The following is a 22,264-nucleotide window of genomic DNA, read 5'->3' as shown; positions in this document are numbered from 1 at the left end:
ATTTTTTTTATATTAAATTATGTTAATTTTTATTAAAAAAACAGCTTCTTCTTTCTAATAAGAGGAAGCTGTTTTTGTTAGATAAAGTAATAAAGAGATTTAGCTCATTAATCCAGCACGTCTTAATAAAGCATCAGGTTTTGGTTCTCTACCTCTAAAACGTTTGTATAACTCCATAGGCTCTTCTGTTCCGCCTTTAGATAATACATTGTTTTTAAATTTATCTGCAACTTCTTTATTAAAAATACCTTCCTCTTTAAAATATTCAAAAGCATCGGCATCTAAAACCTCTGCCCATTTGTATGAATAATATCCAGCTGAGTATCCGCCTTGAAAAATATGAGAAAAGGAAGTACTCATACAATTTTCTGCTACATCAGGATATAATTTAGTCTCAGCAAAAGCATTCGTTTCAAACTCTTTTACATCAGTAATGGTTTCAGGAGAATCTCCAGAGTGCCAAGACATATCTAATAATCCGAAGCTTAATTGACGTAAGGTTTGCATTCCTTCGTGGAAACTCGCAGATTCTTTAATTTTCTCAACGTATTCCATAGGAATAATTGCTCCAGTTTCGTAATGTTTTGCAAACAATTCCAAGGCTTCTTTTTCGTAACACCAGTTTTCTAAAACCTGACTAGGTAACTCCACGAAATCCCAAGAAACTGAAGTTCCAGATAAGCTCTTATAAGTAGTATTTGCCAACATTCCGTGTAAGGCGTGACCAAACTCGTGGAATAAGGTAGTAACCTCGTTAAAAGTTAATAAAGAAGGTTTGGTTTGTGTTGGTTTGGTAAAGTTACAAACAATAGAGACTTGTGGTCTTTCATTTGTACCATTACTCCTATATTGTGATTTGTAAGAAGTCATCCACGCACCATTACGTTTTCCCGGTCTTGGATGAAAATCAGCATAGAAATACGAAACAAAATTACCATCAGTATCTGTTACAGCATACGTCTTAACATCTTCATGATACTTATCAATAGTGTCAATTTCTTCAAACTGTAAGTTGTACAATTTGTTAGCCACAGTAAACACACCATCAATTACATTCTCTAACTTAAAATAAGGTTTTAATAATTCTTGATCTAAGTTAAACAACTCTTTTTTCAGCTTTTCAGAATAGTAAGCACCATCCCATTTTTGTAATTGATCTATTCCGTCTAGTTTTTTAGCATAGGCCTCTAAATTATCAAATTCACGTTGTGCAGCAGGTTTCGCTTTTTCTAACAATTCATTTAAAAACTCCATAACCTTTTCAGGAGTTTCAGCCATACGCTCTTCTAATACAAAATGAGCGTGGGTTTTATACCCTAATAGGTTTGCACGTTTGTGGCGTAGGGTTACAATATCTTTTACAATTTGCTCATTGTTGTATTCATTTTGTTGAAATCCTTTTTTACCAAAAGCTATTGCTAACTTTTTTCTCAATTCTCTATTATCAGCATAGGTCATAAAAGGAATATAGCTAGGGTAATCTAAGGTAATCATCCAACCCTCTTTACCTTTTGAGTTCGCAAGTTCTTTAGCAGCTTCTTTAGCGCTTTCAGGTAAGCCAGCTAAATCATCTTCATGGGTAATTAATAATTCAAAAGCATTGGTTTCAGCCAATACATGCTCCCCAAACTGTAACGATAATTTTGCTAACTCAGCATCAATTTTGCGAAGCTCAGCTTTGTCAGTTTCATTTAAATTCGCTCCATTACGTGCAAAACTTTTGTATTGTTTATCTAACAACATTTCTTGTTCAGGAGTCAAGTTTAAATCAGACAATTGATCGTATACAGTTTTTACACGTTTAAACAACCCCTCATTTAAAATCATATCGTTTCTAAACTCACTTAACCAAGGAGAAATATCTTTAGCTATTTTTTGAATTTCTTCATTTGTTTCAGCAGAGTTTAAGTTGAAAAAGATAGAAGTAGCTCTATCTAACTTATTACCTGTATTGTCTAAAGCGACTGTAGTGTTTTCAAAAGTTGGAGTTTCAGAGTTTTCTACAATAGCATCAATTTCGTCTTTAGCTATTTGTATAGCTTCTTTTATAGCGGGTTTATAATCTTCTTCTTTAATTTGAGAAAAAGGGGGCGTATTAAAATCTTGTAAAAGTGGATTTTTAGTCATGAAAATTTAGTTTAAAAAATTGAAGAAACCTCACAAATAAAAAAATCTGTGAGGCCTTCAAGTTAATATTGTACTAAGGTACTTATTTTTTTACGCTTTCAGAAGCTTTTTCAACTTTCAGTTTTAAGCCTTCTTTATAAGCGATAATTTTGTCTAACACACATTTGTCTGAAGCTCCAATAATTTGAGCTGCTAAGATTCCTGCATTTTTTGCTCCATCTAAAGCAACTGTAGCCACAGGAACACCACCTGGCATTTGAAGAATAGATAAAACAGAATCCCAACCATCAATAGAGTTTCTACTTTTAACAGGAACTCCAATTACTGGTAACGGACTCATACTGGCTACCATTCCAGGTAAATGAGCAGCACCACCAGCACCGGCAACAATAACTTGTACGCCACGCTTGTGTGCATTGTTAGCGTAATCGAATAATTTTTCAGGAGTTCTGTGTGCAGATACGATATCTACTTCTACTTGAATATCAAAACTCTCTAAAATATCAATTGCTTCTTGCATAATTGGAAGATCTGAATCGCTTCCCATGATAATTCCTACCATAAATTTATGTTTTTGTCATCTCGAACGTAGTCGAGAGGTTATTTTGCTATTACCTTAATGGTTTCTTTTACTTGTTGAGCGACTTTTCTCGCCTCATTTATATCTTCATTCACAATAGTTACATGTCCCATTTTACGGAAAGGTTTGGTTGTCTTTTTTCCGTAGATGTGAGGAGTAACTCCGTCAATCTTTAAAATCTCTTCAATGTTTTCGTATACGACATCACCAGTATAGCCTTCTGCACCAACTAAGTTCACCATAATTCCAGCAACTTTACTATTGGTATTTCCTAACGGAAGGTTTAAAATACTACGCAAATGTTGTTCAAATTGACTAGTATAACTTGCTTCAATAGAATAATGGCCTGAATTGTGAGTTCTTGGAGCAGCTTCATTAACTAAAATTTCATCATTTTCAGTTTGAAACATTTCCACAGCTAACAATCCAACGAAATCAAATGCATCTGCAACTTTTAAAGCAACCTCGCGCGCTTTTTTAGCAACTGTATCGTCAATTCTTGCAGGACAAATTACATATTCTACCTGATTTGCTTCTGGGTGAAATTCCATTTCAACTACTGGGTAAGTTTTAGTTTCTCCGCTTGCATTTCTAGCAACAATAACAGCTAATTCATTTTTAAAGGGAATTAACTTTTCAGAAATACACTCACCAGTAGGGAGGTTTTCTAAATCGCTGATGGCACGAACTATTTTTACTCCGTTACCATCGTATCCAAATCGAGCAGATTTCCATACAAAAGGAAAACTAACAGCTTCATTACTTATAGCATGTTTTAATTCTTCTAAAGAAGTAAACCTAGAAAAGTCAGCAGTAGGGATGTTATTATCGTGATAAAACACCTTTTGATGTGCTTTGTTTTGAATAGTTCTTAAGTTTTTAGGCTTTGGAAAAATGGTTAGTCCCTCAGCTTCTAAAGCATCTAAAGCATCAATATTTACGTTTTCAATTTCTATGGTTAACAAATCTACTTGCTTTCCAAAATTGTAAACAGTATCATAATCTAATAAATCCCCTTGATGGAATTCGTTACATATCTGAGCGCAAGGAGCGTCAGCGTTTCCGTCTAAAATAACAGTATAAATGTCGAATTTTTGCGTTTCGGTAAGTAACATTCTTCCTAATTGGCCGCCTCCGAGTACACCCAATTTAAAGTTTGAAGAAAAGTAATTTTTCACGATAAATGTGTTAATTGTGTTGTTGTTGCTGCAAAAATAAGAATCTAATTGTTAGTACAAATAGTATTAACGAGATATTCTTAACTGATTGTTACTAATAGGAGTAACAAAATACATTAATGCATTACAGCCCTCACCATCTAAAGGAGTACCACCTGAAAGGTAGTTATACTTTTTGTCATCACACGGACAGGTTATTTCAACTCCGTTGAAAGTCATTAAAGAGTTACAGTTTTGTTCAGGACATTGTTGATCAAAAGCTCTGTAACCAGAAGTTCCTGTTCTAAAAATAAAAACATTTCGCCCTTGTATCACGTTTTGCGATTCTCCTCCAGGAACTAATAAACCACTAAATTCTGGAAGTGATAAATCAATAATAGCATTCATTTTTATTCCAGAAAAACAGTTGTTAATAGGAGTGTTATCACTACAGCTAAAACAAATTATAACAAGAAATAAATAAAATATTTTTTTCATTTTTTAGTATAGAAGTTGTTATTGTAACGCAACGAAGTTACAAATATTTTGTACATTTGTAAGACAATCTCATTCCTAACGGCGTGAGATTTTTAAATTTAACCCACAGGGTTATAGGAAGAAAAGTTATATGCTTCTTACAAAACGTTAAAGAAAGTGTATAAAAGTTTGTTGATTTTAAAAAGAGAGAAGAGATGAGTAATGTATCATATTATACGGAAGAAGGATTAAAGAAACTTAAAGAAGAATTAGCGCATTTAGAGCAAGTAGAAAGACCACGTGTTTCTCAAGAAATTGCAGATGCTCGTGATAAAGGAGACTTGAGTGAGAATGCAGAATACCACGCTGCAAAAGAAGAGCAATCGTTGTTAGAAACAAAAATTGCAAAATTAAAAAACGTAGTAGCTAACGCTCGTATTATTGATGAAAGTCAGTTAGACACTTCTAAAATTTTAATCCACTCAATAGTGAAGATTAAAAATACGGTAAACGGAATGGAGTTTACGTATACGCTAGTAGCAGATAGCGAAAGTGATGTAAGAAACGGAAAGTTATCTGTAAACTCACCAATAGGTAAAGGATTGTTAGGTAAAAAAGTAGGTGATGTCGCCGAAATACAAGTGCCTAACGGAATTATGAAGTTTGAAGTAATGGAGATTTCTCGATAAGAGAAAAAACAAATACAAAAAGAGTAAAGATTTATTCGGGTTTTAGCTTCGCTAGAACCCGATTTCTTTTTTACTTTTACTGTAAAATTAAATTAATAAAGACATGGCAAGTATTTTTACAAAGATTATAAACGGAGAAATTCCATCGTATAAAATAGCTGAAGATGATAACTATTTTGCTTTTTTAGACATCAACCCAAATGCAAAAGGACATACGTTAGTAATTCCTAAACGAGAAGAAAATAAATTATTTGACTTATCGAAAGAAGAGTACGACGGATTAATGTCTTTCTCTTACAGAGTAGCCAAAGCTATTGAAAAAACAATTCCGTGTGAACGTGTAGGGATGAGCGTAATTGGTTTAGAAGTACCTCATGTACATGTACACTTAATTCCGTTGCAAACGATGGAGGATATCCGATTTGTAAAGAAAGAAAAATTAACAAATGAAGAGTTTGTAGCAGTAGCAGAAGATATTGCTAAGAATTTTGAATAAATAAAAAAGAGCTATGAAAAAGTGGATAAAAGAGGGGATAGCCTGGGGAGTAATTATGTTTATAATAATGGTAATATTCTTTCCGTGGTATGATGGAGAAGAAATAACTTTAAAAAGAATGCTTGTAGGGGCACTTATATGGGGAGCTGGCGGATTGTTTTACGGGTTTTTAATGAATAAACTAAAGAGAGACAGTTAAACCTTATTCAATAAGATTTCAAAAGTAGTTCCTTTTCCTATTTCAGATTTTAATACGTGTATTCTTCCGTTGTGGTAATCTTCAATAATACGCTTAGAGAGCGATAAACCCAGACCCCAGCCACGTTTTTTTGTGGTAAATCCTGGGTTGAATATTTGTGAAAATTGTGTTTTAGGAATCCCTTTACCAGTATCTGAAATTAAGATTTTTACATTTTTAGAACTTTCACTAATACTAACAGATAAGCTCCCTTTGCCTTGCATAGCATCAATAGCGTTTTTAATTAAGTTCTCTATTACCCAACCATATAATTCGGTGTTTAAGTTGGTTTGGATTTCTTCTGCTTCAGTTGTAAAAGAAAAAGAAATTTGTTTAGAACTTCTATTTTCTAAGTAGTCATAAGCAGTTTTAGTAATCGATACAACGTTATTGGGTTTTAACTCAGGAAGAGACCCTATTTTAGAAAAACGATTTGCGATGGTATTTAAGCGTCGCACATCTTTTTCAATTTCATCAACATAATCGTTACTTACATTTTCAGCACGTAAAATAGCTATCCAGCCTAATAATGAAGAAAGTGGCGTTCCTATTTGGTGTGCCGTTTCTTTAGCCATTCCTGTCCACAACTTATTTTGCTCAGCAACCTTATTAGACTTATATACCATGTAAATAATAGTAAGAAACAACCCTAAAATTAGTACTAAGGCAAGTGGATAGTATTTGAGCTTGTATAAAAGGTCAGAATTTCTATAGTAGATATGTTCTTTAATTCCTAAGTATTCTATCGCAATTGGCTCATTTTGATTTTTCATGATGCTCAATTGCTTTTGAAGGTATTTAGGATCCGTAGACTTTATAGAGTCTAAGTTATGAAACTGTTTTATTTCGCCATCTTTACCAACCAAAATAGAAGGAATGTTCTCTATGGTTTCGTAAACTTTGTTTACTAAATTAAAGCTACCATTAGAGTCAGGGTTTGAAGCTACCTCCTTAATTGCAGTAGCATAAATCTCCATTTTAGCGCGTTCATCTTTTTTAAATTTTTGAAAAAACACATAGGTATTCCATAAAATAAATAAAACGATAAGTAAGGAAATACTAATCGCTATTCGCTTAATCCAATAAGTGTTTGTAAAAAAAGCCATCAATCAAATATAAACTATTCTCTAGAATAACTAAATTTATAAATAGGTAGTATATTTACACTAAAATTATATAGAATGTTATCAATAAACCCTAAAGATATACCAACTTCTAAACTGCATGGATATTTATTAGGAGCAGTAGCACCAAGACCTATTGCTTTTGCAAGTACTGTAGATGCAGATGGAAACCCAAATTTATCACCATTTAGTTTTTTTAATGTATTTGGGGCAAACCCACCAATTATGATTTTTTCTCCAGCACGTAGTGTAAGAGGAAATAAAACCAAACATACGTTAGATAATGCTGAAGCTACAAAAGAAGTGGTTATTAATATTGTGAATTACGATATTGTTCAGCAAATGTCGTTGAGTAGTACGATGTATCCAAAAGGAGTAAATGAGTTTATAAAAGCTGGTTTTACGATGTTGCCATCAGATGAGGTAAAGCCGTTTAGAGTAGCGGAATCTCCTGTACAATTTGAGTGTAAAGTAAAAGACATTATTTATACAGGTGAAGAAGGCGGAGCAGGAAACTTAATTGTGTGTGAAGTAGTAAAACTACACGTAAACGAAAATGTGTTAGCAGAAGATGGTAGTATAGATCAACATAAAATAGATTTAGTAGCCAGAGCAGGAGGGAATTATTACAGTAGAGCTAGAGATGGCTTTTTTGAAATACCAAAACCACTAACTACCTTAGGAATTGGAGTAGACCAAATACCTGCTGAAATAAGAAACAGTAGTATATTAACAGGAAATAATTTAGGGATGTTAGGTAATGTAGAACAGCTACCTACAGAAGAAGCTGTTAATAACTTTGCAAAAGAACATTCACAATTTGTGGGTATTTCAACTGAAAAAAAACATACTTTTGCACAAGAGTATTTACAAAACAATGATGTAGAAAGTGCTTGGAAGGTACTTTTAATTAAATAGATAAGAAATGGAAGTAATAGGGAAAATCAAATTAATTAACGAAACGCAAACATTTGGATCTAACGGATTTAGAAAGCGTGAAATGGTTGTAACTACTGATGAGCAGTACCCACAAATGATAATGATTGAGTTTATTCAAGATAAATGTGATTTATTAAATAATTATCAAGTAGGGCAAGATGTAAAGGTTTCTATTAATTTAAGAGGAAGAGAATGGATTAACCCACAAGGAGAAGCAAAATACTTTAATTCTGTTCAAGGATGGAGAATTGAAAACTTAGCACAAGCAGCTCCTCAAAACATTCCACCTGCTGATCAATTTGAACCAGCTCCAGATTTATCTGCAAACGAACCAGATGACCTACCTTTCTAAGAATACTTAGAAAAAATATGAATACAACAAAAAAGAGCGCAAATTTTGCGCTCTTTTTATGTTTTGCGGAAAACTACATATTTACTTACGGTTATCCCTTTTAATAAGTTAAAAATCAGTCATATATTTGTAGTATAATCATTCAATAAATAATTATTGATTGAAAAATTTAAGGGGAAAATAAAAACCTTCTGATATTAAATCAGAAGGTTTTTTAATTATAAGTGCTAGTGGTGTGGTTACTTTTTTGTTGGCTTTTTTTCAGGCATCGGACCTCTTAAATGAATGATTAATCCGTTTAAAAAGTTACGTAAAAACTGATCACCGCATTCCATATACTTAGGGTGATCTTCTTTTCTAAAAATAGCGTTGATTTCCGATTTAGAAACTTTAAAATCTACCAAAGCGCAGATGTCAATAATATCAGTATCTCTTAATTTATGTGCTACTCGTAGCTTTTTAAAAATATCGTTGTTAGTTAGTCCCATAATTATTTTAAGTTAATTTACTACTGAAAAAATAGCCCATGCATAAATAGCAAAACGAGCAAAACGAAATAAGCCTACAAAAACTACATTTTTAAAAGGATATTTAATCATACCAGCAGTTAAACAGCTAATGGCAAAGGGTAGTGGTAATAGTGCACCTACCAAAATTAAAAAACCTCCCCATTTACTTGTGTTTTTAAGGTTTTTAGCCATTTTAACCTCTAAATAATTTCTTACAGAGTCAATCTTTAAAGAAGCTCTTCCTATAAAATAAGCACACAAACCTCCTAAATAAGATAGTGTCGCTAACAAAGAAATATTTACAATAGGATCTTCAGTTTTCTTAGACCATGCGATGAAAATTTCTGGCGGAATTAATCCTAAAATTGTTTCAGAGATAAAAAAAGTAATTAAAACTCCTGTTCTAGAAAAGGTTTCGGTCATGGTTTGTAAACCATCGTTAATATTATAAACATACTTGTTAAATAATAATAACCCTACAATAACGCCTACAATTGGCCAAAAAGCTTTTTTTAAGCTTACCCATATAAACATATAAAAACCAGTGCGATTATAATAGTTGTGTAAACGTTTATAATGCGGTTTATCTATTTTCTTTTTGTTATTTTTTTTATTCTTTTTACTCATCGCTAAAAAAAGCATCTAATTTTTAGGAATAGCAAAAGTACGAGGTAATTAGAAATTACACTAACAAATAGTTGTTAATTATTACAGGTTTGTAATAGCAGCCTCAGCACAACGTTCACCGTCCATAGCAGCTGAAATAATACCACCGGCATAACCACCACCTTCACCACAAGGAAAAAGCCCTTCAATTTGTGGATGTTCAAGGTTTTCTTTTCTTGGAATATTTACAGGTGATGAAGTCCTAGACTCCACTCCAACAATGTTTGCTTCCGCAGTATAGTACCCGTGCATTTTTTGTCCGAAAGCCGCAAAACCTTTACGTAATCTGCTTCCAATTAATTTAGGAAGTAACGAATGTAGCGGAGAAGAATTTAATCCGGGTTGATACGAACAGTCATTTAAAGAAGAAGACAATCTACCTTCCACAAAATCGGTTAAACGTTGTGCTGGAGCAACTTGACTTCTTCCACCTGCGTTAAACGCTAACTTTTCTAAATCTTTTTGATATTGTAAGCCTTTTAAAACTCCATATTTCTCATACTTCGGTAAGTCTTTATCAACATTAATTTCAACGACAATACCCGAATTTGCAAACTTGTTATTACGACGCGATGGTGACATTCCGTTTACCACCACTTCACCATTAGCAGTTGCAGCAGGAACGATGAATCCACCAGGACACATACAGAATGAATACACTCCACGGTTTCCTACTTGGTGTACTAAACTATATGCAGCAGCAGGTAATAACTCATCACGTTGACCTGAACAACTATACTGAATTTGATCAATAATTTCTTGTGGATGCTCTACACGAACCCCCATAGCAAACGATTTCGCTTTTAGCAAAATGTCTTTTTTATGTAATAATTCGTATATATCTCTTGCAGAATGCCCAGTAGCCAAAACAACAGCATTCACAGCCATTTCAGAACCATTTTGTAGCTGTATGGCTTGTAGTTTGTTGTTTTTAACGATAAAATCGGTCACACGGGTTTCAAAATGAACTTCACCACCATGTTTTAAAATCGTTTCACGAATATTTTGAATAATCTTCGGAAGTTTGTTAGTTCCTATGTGCGGATGCGCATCTACCAAAATTTGATCAGTAGCACCGTGATATACTAAGTTTTCAAATATTTTACGAACATCACCACGCTTTAAACTACGGGTGTATAATTTTCCGTCAGAATACGTTCCTGCACCACCTTCACCAAAACAATAGTTAGAATCTGGGTTTACCTCATGAAATTGATTAATAGCACGTAAATCTCTACGACGATCTTGTACATTTTTACCACGTTCAAGTACAATAGGTTTATAGCCTAACTCAATACAGCGAAGTGCTGCATACATTCCCGCAGGACCAAAACCTACAATATGAATTTCTTTCGCATTTGATACGTCTTGATATTCAAAAATATAATCAGGAGTATCAGGTTGCGGTTCGTTAATGTACACCGCTACTTTATAATTAAAAATAACTTCCTTTTTACGTGCATCAATCGATTTACGTAACACCTTTACGCTAGTAATATCAGCAATGCTAATACCTAGCTTTTTAGCAGCTTTTAGCTGTAAAATATTGTCTTTGCGTTCTTCTACTAAATTAACACGTAATTGAAGTTCTTTTACCATATTGCAAAACTAGGTAAAAAACTATTTATTCTATTTGATTATTTTTAGCAAATCAAACTTTAAACAATGAAGATTACGCAGGTTATAGAAAATGTTTTTAAAAAATATTTACCCTCACCTTTTACCATCGCTATATTATTAACACTGTTAACTCTTTTATTAGCACTGTTTTTTACAAAACCAGAAGAAAGTTCTGTGGTTAATTATTCTTTAGAGGTGTTACAATTTTGGGAAAACGGAATTTGGTCTAACGGATTACTCGTTTTTGCTTACCAAATGATGTTGATTTTGGTATTAGGGCATGTATTGGTGTTGAGTAAACCTGTGAGTAATTTAATTTTAAAAGTAACAAAATTCTGTACCAACACAGCAAATAGTGCAGCCATTGTAAGTTGTACTACCATGTTGGTAGCTTTTTTTAATTGGGGGCTAGGACTCATCTTTGGAGCTTTATTGGCACGTAAAGTAGCAGAACATGCGCAACAACACAATATCAAACTAAATTATCCAATTATTGGAGCGGCGGGTTATATGGGATTGATGGTTTGGCATGGTGGAATTTCAGGTTCTGCACCGATAAAAATTAACGAAAGCGGACATATTAAAAGTATTATGCAGTCGGTTTCTTCGGATGAGGTTTTAGCTCAAATACCTGATGTGATTGATTATTCTCAAACGATTTTTAGTTGGTGGAATTTGCTGATTTTTTTCGTGGTAGTAGCTGCGGTATCGGCAACCTTTTATTTTTTAGGGAAGAAAGCAACTCCTACAGCGATTAATTTACCAGAATATAAAATGCATACCGATGAAAAGGTTAGCACACAAGCAGAAAAACTAGATAGTTCTCAATGGTTAGCTATTGCTTTTGGTGTGTTGATTTTAGTAGCGTTTGGTTATCGTTATTGGGCAGATATTCAGCAGTTAAAAATTACGCCTAACCTGATTAACTTTTTTATGTTGGGATTAGGAATTATGCTACACGGAAGTTTTAAAAAGTTTACCAATGCTGTGGGAGAATCGATTAGTGATGTTTCTGGAATTTTAATTCAGTTTCCGTTGTATTTTGGTATTATGGGGGTGATGAAAAGTACGGGAATGGTTACTTTAATTTCTGATTTTTTCGTGTCGATAGCAACTGCAACTACTTTACCCATATTTACCTTTTTTAGTGCTGGTTTGGTCAATATTTTTGTGCCGAGTGGGGGAGGACAGTGGGTTGTACAAGGTCCTATTGTGGTAGAAAGTGCATTAAAATTAGGGGTTCCGTTACCTAAGGCAATTATGGCATTAGCATACGGAGACCAAATAACTAATATGTTACAGCCTTTTTGGGCATTACCCTTATTAGGAATTACAAAACTAAAAGCAAAAGAAATTTTACCCTACACGTTAATTGCAATGGTGGTAGGTAGCGTAATTTATTTATTAGGGCTTACCTTGTTTTAGGAATTTATTGAGGAAACGTCAGCGAGTTTCGCTGATGGTTTCATTGTGTTGAGGAAACGCCAGCGAACTTCGCTGATGGTGACTATACTTTGTTTTATTGATAAAACGTTGATGTTGAATTGACGGATATAGTATTTTTGTAAAAAAGAATATAACGAATGATTTGGCTTTCTGAAAAAATAGAGTTTCCTCCGTATGAGTTGGCTACTGATGATGGTTTACTGGCTTTAGGCGGTGATTTATCGGTTGAGCGATTGGTGTATGCTTATCAGCATGGAATTTTTCCGTGGTTTAATGAAGGGGAACCGATTGTTTGGTATTCTCCATGGGAGCGTATGGTGTTATTTCCTGAGGAAGTGAAGATTTCCAAATCAATGAAACAGGTATTGCGAAAAGGTGGTTTTACGATAACAGAAAACAAAGCTTTTGACGATATTATTTTTAATTGCCGACACATCAATCGTTTTGATCAATTAGGTACTTGGATTACTGATGAAATGGAAGATGCTTACATAAACCTACACGACAAAGGCTATGCAAAATCTATCGAGGTATGGATGGACGATAAATTAGTTGCAGGTTTGTACGGAGTAGATTTAGGAAACGGGGTGTTTTGCGGCGAAAGCATGTTTAGTAAAGTAAGCAATATGAGCAAAGTTGCATTTATCCATTTAGCACAAAAGGGAGGTTATAAACTTATCGATTGCCAAGTATATAATGACCATCTGGCAAGTTTAGGTGCGAGAGAAATTCCTAGAGAGGAGTTTTTGAGGTGGTTGTGAGAGCAAGGAGTTAATAATAGTTTGCAAATGTTCTTATAATTGTTCTTTTAATTTTTTTTAAATTAAATCATTAAAATCTGTAGCAGCTATTTCCAGAATCATAATTTTCAATAAAGTCGCGATAATTTTTCGGGATATTTATTTTAAGTGTTTTTTCAATATCATTAACTACAGTTGAGTCAATTTTTCCGTTAAACCTACAATTATCAATATTCTGTTCGATTGTCATTTCAAACATTTACTAATGTCTTGTGTAAAATGTATTTTTTAATTGTTATTAATAATCCCGTTGCCACGTTATTTCATTATTATCATGAAATATTGGACATAAAATTTTAATTATTTCATTTTTCTCATTTATGAGCTTCCATTCCGAACTATTAATAAGGTCAAGGTATATTAGTTCTTCTTTACATATCTTATTATAGTTCTCCTCGTCACCGTTTTCTAGATATTTACTTGCTAGAATTGAATACTTAATAAAATTACATAAATGAGTGTTCTCATCTGCTTTTTGTTTATAATTCAATTTGAATTGAATATTACCTGAACTTCGCATGTCCCAATTCGTTTCTATCAAAGTTCCTATTTCAATATTATGCCAAAATAGATTAAATTTTTTCATTCTGTTTTTGGTAATTCAATTTTAATAATCTCAGCCTTCCCAACTTTATTCAGACCTTCGTGAATCCACCATTTTCTTCCAATATTCATGTATGGATCGATAGGTTGTCTAGATAAAAATCTAACTAAAACCTCTTTAGTTTCTCTAGGCATAATCCATTCTGTTTGGTCAAATTGAATATCTCCCATATATGCATATTTAAATTGTCCATTTGGTTGATATTCAAAAACGTGGTTTGGTCTGTATCCCTTTTTAATGCCAGTTTTTCGTCCTCCTTTTTCGGAGGGAGTTAATTTTAGATTTGCTTTTACGTGAATTAATTCAGGCGTTTCATCAAGGTCAAAATCAGTAATACTATAATCAGTATATTTTCCAAAAGCTTGTTTATCAAAAACTTTTCCGTAACCTAAATTCAACCATCTTTTATAAATCAACTTTCCATTGAAGTAGAGGTAGAGCTCATTACTATTTCTTATTTCCTTTTTGATTATCATTTTAATTAGCTACAACGGTATCGTATAACCGTTAGTTACGGGTTAAATTAGCATTTATTTTTGGTTTAGCACAGACATTAGCAATTCCGAGTGTATTTTGGTATAGTCAAATTTGCCGTAATTGGGGTTATAGATTGTTGTGCACAGTACTTTCTATACTTATCTTAGTGTTAATCATTACCTAAAGAAGCAAAAAAGGAGTCAAAATCTTCTTCTTCATATTGATTTAATATTATTTCTTGTTCTAATAATTTATTAATCATTTTTTCGAGGTATCCATTATAATCAACTTCAGATTCTTGTCTTATTTCTTCTCCGTCAAAATTTGATTTGATATTCATTTTGTTATTTCCTAGAAATGTTATTTGGATATGAGGTTCTTTATCTAAACCATGATTTATATTTCTAGATAATAAAAAATACCATAATGATTGTCCAGCTCTTACTTTTTCATCAAGCCCCAATTCTCGCATTTTTTTTATTAATTTTACGGCATCTTCTCTACTTGAACTCCAATCATCAGAAAAAGAACTATAAAATTCTTCAACCGAATTCCAGCTTTCTATAAAGTCATTTTTATGGCAATCAATATTTTTATTTTTCAATCTTATTTTTGTGTGTTAGATATTGTGTACAAAGGTCTCAATTAAGAGTAGTTGTAAGGTTAAACAATTACTTATAACCATTGTTGTAAGCAGTTTTTTATTGTATAAATGTCACCAGTATTTAATTCACCATCTATGAATTCTGGAACAATTTTAAATTTTAATTGTCCAGTAACTCGTATTGCATTATCTCTAATACTTTCAAAAATATGAACTAAATCTTCTTCACTATATTCAACGTTTACAACTAATTCTTTACCATAAGTATTGTAACTATCAGTCCCTGGATAAAACCCCAAAATTAATGTTGGGTTCATACCAGAATCTTGGAATAGACTTGTTAAAGACCATCTAACACCTTCTGCTCTTTTAGCTGCTGCATAAGCCTCAATTGACGCTATATTTGTTTTTGTATGAGCTAATTTAAGTTCTTCTTCTTCAGTTAAATTATCTTTTGCTTCTAATTCACTCTCCATTGTTTTATAAAGCTCATACATTATATAGTTTTGCTTTTCGGTGAACATATTTACATCTATTATCATTTGTTTTTAGTTAATTAAAAATTATTATTAAATACAGAAGTTATTTATATTCAATCATTTTTACGACTTGTTCGAAGCCGTCACTTAATTGATTGTATATTTCTTCAACAATTGTTTTCTTCAAGACTTTCTTTAATGTCAAATCGACAACTTTTCCTTTTAAAAGTTGAAACCAATTTTTCTTTCCAAGATTAAAATGATTTTTTAAACCTTCTATTTCCTCAAAGATAATTTGTTGTCCAAAACCGTGTTTTTCAAGTTTTTCGAGAATGTCGTTCAGCTTATTATGTAATTCTGATTCTTCTGCAACACTAAATTTGTCATTGGATTTAGGTTCATAAGTAAAAAAACGATTAATATCATCAACTTCTTGGTCGACTGTGAACACTGCAATATCTCTTACCTTGTCATATCCACAACCATTACAAGATTTCATATGTTCTTCTTTGTCTTTTATGGCTAATTCTCGAACAATTTTTAGAAAATCTAACTTATCTCTGTCTCGATTGAAATTGTAAAGTTTCGATGTCAAAGAAGATTTAATGTTCTCTAAATCTGCATAAATTCCAGAATTTAGAAACCCATATTCATAAAATTCTTCAGCTTCTTTTTCTATTATATTCATTCAATTTATATCGTTTTTTTAAATGCTTACAACTTGTTTATATAAGTACTTTTAGTGTTTTTATACGAATGATATGGAGGTATAATAGCACTTTTTCATCCAAAAATAAAAAAAATAAAAAGAGTATAAGAACCTAAAATAATTGTGTTACAAAAATAAGCGCCTGTTTTAAAGACGCTTATTTAGCATTATATATTTTAAACCCCACTAACAGCACCAGCAAGCGGAGTTTGAGCAGGTTTGGCTATTCCGTAAACAACTACGACACCAGAGCCTCCACCCCAAGTAGAATAAGCAGGGTCAGGTTTTGCCTCCATCACCGTTTGAGGTAGGTTCCAGTTATTAGCACACCAAAGGTTCCCGACTTGGTCAACTACTACATCGGTCAGCATTTGTATACTACCCGAATGGATGGTGTGAATCACCTCTCCTGTAGTAGCGTTAAAAAATTCTAACAGGAGGGATTATCACCTAGTATTTTAAATTAAACTCAAAGATCAATTTTTGTGTCTAGATTTATATAAGATTGTTTTATCGTTTAAAAGTCTTCAACTTTAATTTCAATTTTTTTATTGGTATTGTAGTCTTTTCCGTAAAGAATAACCGATTTTATTTCAGTACTTAAACCAGTTCCATTAATATTTAAGAACATTCTGTCTAGGTATATTTTTGTTGTATTATGGTTTACAAAAATTTTGTAATGATTGTTTTTTTTCTCTAAATTAAAAACAAGTTTTGAAGAAGCAGCTAGCCTAAATTTAAAAGAATTATCATCTGCATTAAGCAATACCATACCATAAGCAAGCCTTTTTTGTGTTGGAGTTAGAGGCTTAACTTCAGCATTTTTGGTATATAGTATTCTGTATTCTTTGATAGGCTTTTTGGTGTTTAACTTAGAGTTTTTAAGATTAACATCGTATACATATGTGTTAAAATTATTGCTGTGTTGTATGTAAAAAAGGCTATTAGAGTTTTTAGGAGGAACAGGGTAATTCTCTTGTCCGTATGTTATAAAATGAATGTTTAAAAAAAGAAGGAAAAAATATTTTTTAGGCACAGTTAGTTTTTTTTTGAGAATAAAATAATAATTTAATTGGCTAGTTTTAGTCCTACTATTCCAAATACAATTAATGATGCAGAAATAAGACGCCAAATGTTGGCTGAGTCTCCTAAAAATATAATACCAACAAGTAAAGTACCTACAGCGCCTATACCTGTCCAAACAGCATAAGCTGTTCCCATAGGAATTGTTTTTTGAGCTAACCATAAAAAATATCCACTGGTAGCCATACAAATAATAGCAATACAAATGCCTAAGAATTTATATTGAACGTTTTGAGAAAGCTTTAAGCCTAAAGGCCATCCTATTTCAAAAATACCAGCTATAATTAAATAAATCCAGTTCATAAAATACATTATTATTTAAAGATAAAGGTACGTATTGTTATTTAGAGTTATAAATTCTAAAATAAAAAAAACTCACAATACTTAAGTGTTGTGAGTTTTTAAATAGAAAAAAGCTTGTTGTTATTTTAACACTGTAAATTCTATACTAGAATCGGTAAATACTGAGTGTGTTTGTGTTTTAAAATCTTTTTCGTCTGCTTTGTAAATATTATCTACATAGGTTTGCGGATTCAAATCAATTAAAGGAAACCAAGTACTTTGTACTTGTATTTGCACTTTATGTCCTTTTTTAAACGTGTGGAAAACATCTTGTAGTTTAATGTTTACGGCTGTTTTCTTATTTGGTGTAAATGGTTCTGGATTTGAAAAACTATTTCTAAAACGTCCACGCATTACTTCGCTACGTACCATTAAGTGGTAGTTGCTTAGTTTTAAATGGGGTTGCATTTCTTTGTTGTCGTTTTTTAAATCAGCAGGATGTACATCAACAACCTTCACAATCCAATCGGCTGCTGAACCTGTAGTAGCTACTTGTAGCTTTGCTAAAATATCACCAGCAAGGGTAAAATCTTCTGTTAATACCTCTGTTTCAAATACCAATACATCAGGTCTTCGAGCAGCAAAACGCTGATCGTCTGTCATATATTTACGTGGAGTGAATACCGTTTTTATGTCTTCTGAATAAGGTACAGGACGTTTAATATCACTAATAAAACTAATTTTATTGTTTCCTTTTTGCTCTGCTGTTAATTCTTGATCATCAGATAAGAAAAATGTTTGTTTTTGAGCATTTTTTGGTGGCCATACATCGTATGATTTCCACGTTTTTTTACCTGTATCAAAAACATAGGCTTCTGGTAATCCTGAGTTTTTAGTACCATCACCTTTTAAGAAGTGATTAAAGAATTTTGTTTCTACTTCTTTTTGGAATTTTAAAGAGATGGAATCTCCAAAGTAGTAGTTACCAACTTTGTTAGCTACTTTATTTCTAGACCATCCGCCATGATCCCAAGGTCCAAAAACAATTGTATTATAGTTGTTTGGTTGATTTTTTTCAATGTTTTTGTAAGTTTCTAAAGGCCCGTATAAGTCCTCTGCATCAAACCAGCCTCCAACAATCATTGTTGCTACGGTAGAAGGAACTTTATCTAAATGTTGGATAATTCCTTTGCTTTGCCATACCGAGTCGTAATTAGGGTGTTCTACAATTTCCTTCCAAAAGAAATCATCAATACGCTCCTTATTGTCGGAAACTTTGGTGTCTAGCTTATCGTATTGAAAATATTCGTTTAAGTTTTTTAATGGCCCTTTATCTAAGAAAAACTGATATTGGTCTTGAGTTTTCATGTCAGGAAACGAGTACCAAGCAGAATCAGTTGGTTGATCTTTGTAAGTTCCGAATAAAGAAATAGCTTTGAAATAGCTTAATGAAAAAGCTCCGTTATGATGAAAATCGTCAAAAAAGAAATCACCAATACACGCTTGTGGTGAAGCAGCTTTTAAAGCAGGGTGTGCATCAATGGTTGAAACAGTAGCATAATGACCAGGGTATGAAATTCCCCATGTACCTACCTTACCATTATTGTTAGCTACATTGTTCACTAGCCAATCGATAGTGTCATAGGTATCGGTAGTTTCATCGGTTTGTTTTTCTGTTTTATTAGGAATGTAAGCACGCATATTGTCATACACTCCTTCACTCATCCAACGTCCGCGAACATCTTGATATACTATGATGTTTCCTTCTTTCATTAAAACTGGGTTTGGACCAATTTTCCTTCTAAATTTATCTTCTCCATAAGGTTGGCAACTATACGGAGTACGTTGTAGTAAAATAGGGTAGGTTTTACTAGTGTCTTTTGGTGAATAGATAGTGGCGTGTAGTTTTACACCATCTCTCATTGTAATTTTCACCTCTTTTTTAGTGTAATGGTCTTTAACGTAAGTGTTTTCTTTCTTTTCAGCTTTCTTTACTGTTGTTTTTTTAGTACAACTAGCAAATGAAATTGCAACTATAAAGAATAGAATTAAGTTTTTTTTCATTTGGTTTTGTTGATGTATAATAAAAGTATAAAAATAACAGCAATCTACTAGATTGCTGTTATGTAAGAAAAATTAGTTGTTTGGGTTTAGAATAGTGTCTATTCTATCTGCTGCATCTTGTAAGTGGTAACGGGTTATTGTGTTACGAGTAGAAGGAATACTACGTTTAATATCTTTTTGTAAACGTTTTAGCTCTCCTCTTACCACGGGTTTAATATCTGATTGATTAATAGTAACCGCTGTTTGTTTAAAATAGCCTCTATCACTTCTTGGTGCTTTTTGGTCTTTTGCTTTGTTTAGTAAAAAGTCCAATCTGTCTAAATGTGCACGTTGTAAATTTCTACGATACGGATCAATGGTTTTGTTAGCGTATACTTCACTCCAAATACCTTTACGTAAATCTCCCATCATTTCAATAAGAGAATATGCTTTAGTTCCGTTTAAAGTTTCATTCTCAATCATACGTGTTAATCTTCCAGTTTTTAAAACCCTATTTAAGGTTTGTACTTGTAAACCTCTAATACGCTCAATAATTCCTGAGTGTTGTGTTTTACTGATGATGTTTTCATCAATTAACCAAGTAGGAGTTTTAAACAATTCGTTATTTACAAATTGTAAAGCTCTTTTTTGATGCTCTTTTGGAACATGAATGTATACAGCACCGTCTTGATCGGCAGTTTTAAAGTATTCATATACACCACCAATATTAGAACTTACGTGTCCCATATATCTGTTAAACTGTCCAACTACTTGTCCGTACATAGTTTTTAACTCTTCGTAAGTTTCACCATCTTCAGTAGTCCACTCTTCTAAACGAGGTAAAATACGTTGTAAGTTTTTAATACCATAAGCACTTGCTTTCATGGCATCGTCACCTAAATCTTCTGTTTGAGAACTAGGGTCAATGATATTACGAACTTGTTGGTGTCCGAATCTATACACAGGATTTCCTGCTTTTTCTTTAATCCACTGATTTAAGATTGTTTTTTCATCTTCAGCTGATTTATCTAAGATTGGTCTGTATCCCCAGTTGATAGCATATTTATCGTAAGGTCCAATATTAGGCATTAAAGCAACTCCTTTGTCTTCTGGTTGTGCTACATAGTTAAAACGAGCATAATCCATGATTGAAGGAGCTGTTCCGTTCTTTTTAGTAAATTCAGCAGAACGTAAAGAATCTACAGGATATGCAACAGAACTTCCCATGTTATGAGGGAGTCCTAATGTATGTCCAACTTCATGAGAAGAAACAAAACGGATTAAACGCCCCATAACTTCATCTTTAAATTGATTTCCTCTTGCATCTGGATTGATTGCAGCTGTTTGTACAAAAAACCAGTTGTGTAATAAGGTCATTACATTATGATACCAGTTAATGTCAGATTCTAAAATTTCTCCTGAACGAGGGTCACTAACGTGAGGTCCATTCGCATTAGGAATTGGAGAAGCTAAATAACGAACTACAGAGTAACGTACATCTTCGGGGCTCCAATCAGGATCTTCTTCTTTAGTAGGAGCATCTTTAGCGATGATGGCATTTTTAAATCCAGCTGCTTCAAAAGCAATTTGCCAATCTTCAATACCTTGTTTGATGTACTTACGCCATTTTTTTGGTGTAGCTCTGTCAATGTAGTATACGATTTGTTTCTTAGGCTCTACTAATTCACCTCTTTTAAACTTTTCTAAATCTTCGTCTTTTACTTCTAAACGCCATCTGTCTAAATAGGTAACTGATTTACTTTTTTGAACATCTAAACCGTAATCTGTTTGAGAACTCGTAAACCATCCTACACGCTCATCAAAATAACGTCTTTTCATAGGTGTTTTAGGAAGTAAAATCATAGAGTTACTCAATTCCATAGTTACAGAACCTACACTTGAATTTGAAGGCGGATTTCCTGCAATGTAAGTTTTTACATTTCTAACTTCTATGTTTTGAGGATAACTGCTAATTCTATCTATATAAGACCTGCTTTTATCCATTTTAGAAATCTTATAGAGTTTTCTACTTCTTTGAGGGAAAGCAATTGCTTTTACATCAGCTTCAAAAAGTGGACTAGCATCAATTACAGTAGCTGTTGAGTCTTTACTAAATGCTTTAATTGGAAAAGCATATAAGATAGGTTCAAAATTAGAATTTACAACGGCTTCGTGTACCGGTAAAATGGTATCTGCTACAACATTGTGAGAAACTACTTTTAGTAAAATTTGTTTCTTGTTTTTTACCCAGCGTAGCACTTGTGTATTTTGTTTTCCACCACCAAAACCAATACCGCTAGCTGTTTTGGCAATTCTAGTAACCATTAGCATTTCACGGTTCAGAAGAGAATCTGGAATTTCAAATAAATATTTTGAGTCTTTTGAGTGAACTTTAAACAAACCTTCGTCTGTTTTGTGTTTTTTGGTAACAACTTTTTCGTAAGGTTGTATTCCGCCCTTTTTAGGTTTGTCTTTTTTAGCGGGAGTCTCTTTTTTTGTGTTTTTTTTCTTCTTTCGTTGTGCTTCTGCATTCAAAGAAACTCCTAAAGCAAGAAATACCACTAAAATAGTTGAAAGTATTTTTTTAGTCATTGTAAAAATTAATTGAATAAATAAGTGCGGAATTTAGCAAAACTACTACCAGAATTATCTTAATTAATTGTTAAAGAGATGTTTTGATGTATAGTTTTTTCTTTATTTATGGCTAGTTTTCAGTTTTTTACTGTATTGTAGTGTAAATAAAACCCCGTACCTTTGCAGCGG

Annotated in this window: 25 protein-coding genes; 7 read left to right on the top strand and 18 right to left on the bottom strand. The window is 32.8% G+C overall.

Features of this window, described 5'->3' with window-relative positions:
* Positions 1-99: 99 nt before the first annotated feature.
* From NH341_RS07015 to NH341_RS07000, 4 genes are all read right to left on the bottom strand, one after another.
* Positions 100-2,127, bottom strand: a complete 2,028-nt coding sequence (locus NH341_RS07015) for a M3 family metallopeptidase (RefSeq protein ID WP_253056200.1) — start codon at positions 2,125-2,127, stop codon at positions 100-102.
* Positions 2,128-2,209: 82 nt separating this feature from the next.
* Positions 2,210-2,689, bottom strand: coding sequence for a 5-(carboxyamino)imidazole ribonucleotide mutase (purE, locus tag NH341_RS07010; RefSeq protein WP_073181718.1), 480 nt, complete (start codon positions 2,687-2,689; stop codon positions 2,210-2,212).
* A 38-nt stretch (positions 2,690-2,727) separates the two neighbouring features.
* Positions 2,728-3,885 carry a 5-(carboxyamino)imidazole ribonucleotide synthase gene (locus tag NH341_RS07005; RefSeq protein WP_253056198.1) on the bottom strand — a complete coding sequence of 386 codons (1,158 nt, stop codon included), beginning with the start codon at positions 3,883-3,885 and terminating at the stop codon, positions 2,728-2,730.
* 66 nt (positions 3,886-3,951) lie between these two features.
* Positions 3,952-4,362, bottom strand: a complete 411-nt coding sequence (locus tag NH341_RS07000; protein WP_073181714.1) for a Rieske 2Fe-2S domain-containing protein — start codon at positions 4,360-4,362, stop codon at positions 3,952-3,954.
* A 194-nt stretch (positions 4,363-4,556) separates the two neighbouring features.
* Here NH341_RS07000 and greA point away from each other — a divergent pair, with 194 nt between their 5' ends.
* The 3 genes from greA to NH341_RS06985 all read left to right on the top strand — a co-directional run bounded on the left by greA (position 4,557) and on the right by NH341_RS06985 (position 5,725).
* Positions 4,557-5,030 (top strand): transcription elongation factor GreA, encoded by a 474-nt coding sequence (gene greA / locus NH341_RS06995; RefSeq protein WP_047788513.1) that lies wholly within the window; start codon positions 4,557-4,559, stop codon positions 5,028-5,030.
* 103 nt (positions 5,031-5,133) lie between these two features.
* Positions 5,134-5,526 (top strand): HIT family protein, encoded by a 393-nt coding sequence (locus tag NH341_RS06990; RefSeq protein ID WP_159489784.1) that lies wholly within the window; start codon positions 5,134-5,136, stop codon positions 5,524-5,526.
* Between the two features lie 13 nt (positions 5,527-5,539).
* Positions 5,540-5,725 (top strand): hypothetical protein, encoded by a 186-nt coding sequence (locus NH341_RS06985; RefSeq protein ID WP_253056196.1) that lies wholly within the window; start codon positions 5,540-5,542, stop codon positions 5,723-5,725.
* Here NH341_RS06985 and NH341_RS06980 read toward each other — a convergent pair.
* A complete protein-coding gene (locus NH341_RS06980; protein ID WP_253056194.1) occupies positions 5,722-6,870 on the bottom strand; it encodes a PAS domain-containing sensor histidine kinase in 1,149 nt (382 codons plus the stop codon). The two genes, NH341_RS06985 and NH341_RS06980, sit on opposite strands and share 4 nt — an antisense overlap.
* 75 nt (positions 6,871-6,945) lie before the next feature.
* Here NH341_RS06980 and NH341_RS06975 point away from each other — a divergent pair, with 75 nt between their 5' ends.
* Positions 6,946-7,806, top strand: coding sequence for a flavin reductase family protein (locus NH341_RS06975; RefSeq protein WP_047788509.1), 861 nt, complete (start codon positions 6,946-6,948; stop codon positions 7,804-7,806).
* Positions 7,807-7,813: 7 nt separating this feature from the next.
* On the top strand, positions 7,814-8,179 hold the full coding sequence (locus NH341_RS06970; RefSeq protein ID WP_047788508.1) for a DUF3127 domain-containing protein: 366 nt from the start codon (positions 7,814-7,816) through the stop codon (positions 8,177-8,179).
* A 239-nt stretch (positions 8,180-8,418) separates the two neighbouring features.
* On the opposite strand, the gene NH341_RS06965 is transcribed toward NH341_RS06970, so the two are convergent.
* The 3 genes from NH341_RS06965 to NH341_RS06955 form a co-directional block, all read right to left on the bottom strand.
* On the bottom strand, positions 8,419-8,667 hold the full coding sequence (locus NH341_RS06965; RefSeq protein ID WP_047788507.1) for a DUF1456 family protein: 249 nt from the start codon (positions 8,665-8,667) through the stop codon (positions 8,419-8,421).
* Between the two features lie 12 nt (positions 8,668-8,679).
* On the bottom strand, positions 8,680-9,315 hold the full coding sequence (locus NH341_RS06960; RefSeq protein ID WP_047788676.1) for a YqaA family protein: 636 nt from the start codon (positions 9,313-9,315) through the stop codon (positions 8,680-8,682).
* Between the two features lie 81 nt (positions 9,316-9,396).
* Positions 9,397-10,953 carry an NAD(P)/FAD-dependent oxidoreductase gene (locus NH341_RS06955; protein ID WP_253056192.1) on the bottom strand — a complete coding sequence of 519 codons (1,557 nt, stop codon included), beginning with the start codon at positions 10,951-10,953 and terminating at the stop codon, positions 9,397-9,399.
* A 66-nt stretch (positions 10,954-11,019) separates the two neighbouring features.
* Between NH341_RS06955 and NH341_RS06950 the strand changes: the two genes are divergently transcribed.
* Positions 11,020-12,399, top strand: coding sequence for a short-chain fatty acid transporter (locus tag NH341_RS06950; RefSeq protein WP_253056190.1), 1,380 nt, complete (start codon positions 11,020-11,022; stop codon positions 12,397-12,399).
* Positions 12,400-12,557: 158 nt separating this feature from the next.
* Positions 12,558-13,181, top strand: a complete 624-nt coding sequence (aat, locus tag NH341_RS06945) for a leucyl/phenylalanyl-tRNA--protein transferase (protein ID WP_253056188.1) — start codon at positions 12,558-12,560, stop codon at positions 13,179-13,181.
* A gap of 70 nt (positions 13,182-13,251) precedes the next feature.
* On the opposite strand, the gene NH341_RS06940 is transcribed toward aat, so the two are convergent.
* From NH341_RS06940 to NH341_RS06895, 10 genes are all read right to left on the bottom strand, one after another.
* On the bottom strand, positions 13,252-13,410 hold the full coding sequence (locus tag NH341_RS06940) for a hypothetical protein (protein ID WP_253056186.1): 159 nt from the start codon (positions 13,408-13,410) through the stop codon (positions 13,252-13,254).
* A 392-nt stretch (positions 13,411-13,802) separates the two neighbouring features.
* The gene (locus tag NH341_RS06935) at positions 13,803-14,222 is read right to left on the bottom strand and encodes a hypothetical protein (RefSeq protein ID WP_253056182.1); all 420 of its coding nucleotides are present in this window, start codon (positions 14,220-14,222) and stop codon (positions 13,803-13,805) included.
* A 248-nt stretch (positions 14,223-14,470) separates the two neighbouring features.
* Positions 14,471-14,905 carry a hypothetical protein gene (locus tag NH341_RS06930; RefSeq protein WP_253056180.1) on the bottom strand — a complete coding sequence of 145 codons (435 nt, stop codon included), beginning with the start codon at positions 14,903-14,905 and terminating at the stop codon, positions 14,471-14,473.
* Between the two features lie 71 nt (positions 14,906-14,976).
* Positions 14,977-15,381, bottom strand: a complete 405-nt coding sequence (locus NH341_RS06925) for a hypothetical protein (protein WP_253056178.1) — start codon at positions 15,379-15,381, stop codon at positions 14,977-14,979.
* A gap of 106 nt (positions 15,382-15,487) precedes the next feature.
* A complete protein-coding gene (locus NH341_RS06920) occupies positions 15,488-16,072 on the bottom strand; it encodes a hypothetical protein (protein WP_253056176.1) in 585 nt (194 codons plus the stop codon).
* A 197-nt stretch (positions 16,073-16,269) separates the two neighbouring features.
* Entirely contained in the window at positions 16,270-16,497 is a 228-nt protein-coding gene (locus tag NH341_RS06915; protein ID WP_253056174.1) for a hypothetical protein, read from the bottom strand.
* 113 nt (positions 16,498-16,610) lie between these two features.
* On the bottom strand, positions 16,611-17,129 hold the full coding sequence (locus NH341_RS06910) for a DUF4833 domain-containing protein (RefSeq protein WP_253056172.1): 519 nt from the start codon (positions 17,127-17,129) through the stop codon (positions 16,611-16,613).
* Between the two features lie 32 nt (positions 17,130-17,161).
* Positions 17,162-17,479 (bottom strand): multidrug efflux SMR transporter, encoded by a 318-nt coding sequence (locus tag NH341_RS06905; protein ID WP_159613500.1) that lies wholly within the window; start codon positions 17,477-17,479, stop codon positions 17,162-17,164.
* Between the two features lie 120 nt (positions 17,480-17,599).
* Positions 17,600-19,522 carry a CocE/NonD family hydrolase gene (locus tag NH341_RS06900; RefSeq protein ID WP_253056170.1) on the bottom strand — a complete coding sequence of 641 codons (1,923 nt, stop codon included), beginning with the start codon at positions 19,520-19,522 and terminating at the stop codon, positions 17,600-17,602.
* A gap of 72 nt (positions 19,523-19,594) precedes the next feature.
* A complete protein-coding gene (locus NH341_RS06895) occupies positions 19,595-22,093 on the bottom strand; it encodes a zinc-dependent metalloprotease (RefSeq protein WP_253056168.1) in 2,499 nt (832 codons plus the stop codon).
* Between the last annotated feature and the right edge of the window lie 171 nt (positions 22,094-22,264).

This window comes from Tenacibaculum sp. XPcli2-G (assembly GCF_024124505.1).
In the GTDB taxonomy this organism is placed as follows: Bacteria; Bacteroidota; Bacteroidia; order Flavobacteriales; family Flavobacteriaceae; genus Polaribacter; species Polaribacter mesophilus.
This window is presented reverse-complemented; position numbering and strand designations above follow the sequence as displayed.

Excerpts from the sequence above, each read along its gene's own strand:
- NH341_RS07015 (WP_253056200.1), bottom strand. The coding sequence starts at position 2,127 with ATGACTAAAAATCCACTTTTACAAGATTTTAATACGCCCCCTTTTTCT.
- purE (WP_073181718.1), bottom strand. The coding sequence starts at position 2,689 with ATGGTAGGAATTATCATGGGAAGCGATTCAGATCTTCCAATTATGCAA.
- NH341_RS07000 (WP_073181714.1), bottom strand. The coding sequence starts at position 4,362 with ATGAAAAAAATATTTTATTTATTTCTTGTTATAATTTGTTTTAGCTGT.
- greA (WP_047788513.1), top strand. The coding sequence starts at position 4,557 with ATGAGTAATGTATCATATTATACGGAAGAAGGATTAAAGAAACTTAAA.
- NH341_RS06990 (WP_159489784.1), top strand. The coding sequence starts at position 5,134 with ATGGCAAGTATTTTTACAAAGATTATAAACGGAGAAATTCCATCGTAT.
- NH341_RS06985 (WP_253056196.1), top strand. The coding sequence starts at position 5,540 with ATGAAAAAGTGGATAAAAGAGGGGATAGCCTGGGGAGTAATTATGTTT.
- NH341_RS06980 (WP_253056194.1), bottom strand. The coding sequence starts at position 6,870 with ATGGCTTTTTTTACAAACACTTATTGGATTAAGCGAATAGCGATTAGT.
- NH341_RS06975 (WP_047788509.1), top strand. The coding sequence starts at position 6,946 with ATGTTATCAATAAACCCTAAAGATATACCAACTTCTAAACTGCATGGA.
- NH341_RS06970 (WP_047788508.1), top strand. The coding sequence starts at position 7,814 with ATGGAAGTAATAGGGAAAATCAAATTAATTAACGAAACGCAAACATTT.
- NH341_RS06965 (WP_047788507.1), bottom strand. The coding sequence starts at position 8,667 with ATGGGACTAACTAACAACGATATTTTTAAAAAGCTACGAGTAGCACAT.
- NH341_RS06960 (WP_047788676.1), bottom strand. The coding sequence starts at position 9,315 with ATGAGTAAAAAGAATAAAAAAAATAACAAAAAGAAAATAGATAAACCG.
- NH341_RS06955 (WP_253056192.1), bottom strand. The coding sequence starts at position 10,953 with ATGGTAAAAGAACTTCAATTACGTGTTAATTTAGTAGAAGAACGCAAA.
- NH341_RS06950 (WP_253056190.1), top strand. The coding sequence starts at position 11,020 with ATGAAGATTACGCAGGTTATAGAAAATGTTTTTAAAAAATATTTACCC.
- aat (WP_253056188.1), top strand. The coding sequence starts at position 12,558 with ATGATTTGGCTTTCTGAAAAAATAGAGTTTCCTCCGTATGAGTTGGCT.
- NH341_RS06940 (WP_253056186.1), bottom strand. The coding sequence starts at position 13,410 with ATGACAATCGAACAGAATATTGATAATTGTAGGTTTAACGGAAAAATT.
- NH341_RS06925 (WP_253056178.1), bottom strand. The coding sequence starts at position 15,381 with ATGGAGAGTGAATTAGAAGCAAAAGATAATTTAACTGAAGAAGAAGAA.
- NH341_RS06920 (WP_253056176.1), bottom strand. The coding sequence starts at position 16,072 with ATGAATATAATAGAAAAAGAAGCTGAAGAATTTTATGAATATGGGTTT.
- NH341_RS06905 (WP_159613500.1), bottom strand. The coding sequence starts at position 17,479 with ATGAACTGGATTTATTTAATTATAGCTGGTATTTTTGAAATAGGATGG.
- NH341_RS06900 (WP_253056170.1), bottom strand. The coding sequence starts at position 19,522 with ATGAAAAAAAACTTAATTCTATTCTTTATAGTTGCAATTTCATTTGCT.
- NH341_RS06895 (WP_253056168.1), bottom strand. The coding sequence starts at position 22,093 with ATGACTAAAAAAATACTTTCAACTATTTTAGTGGTATTTCTTGCTTTA.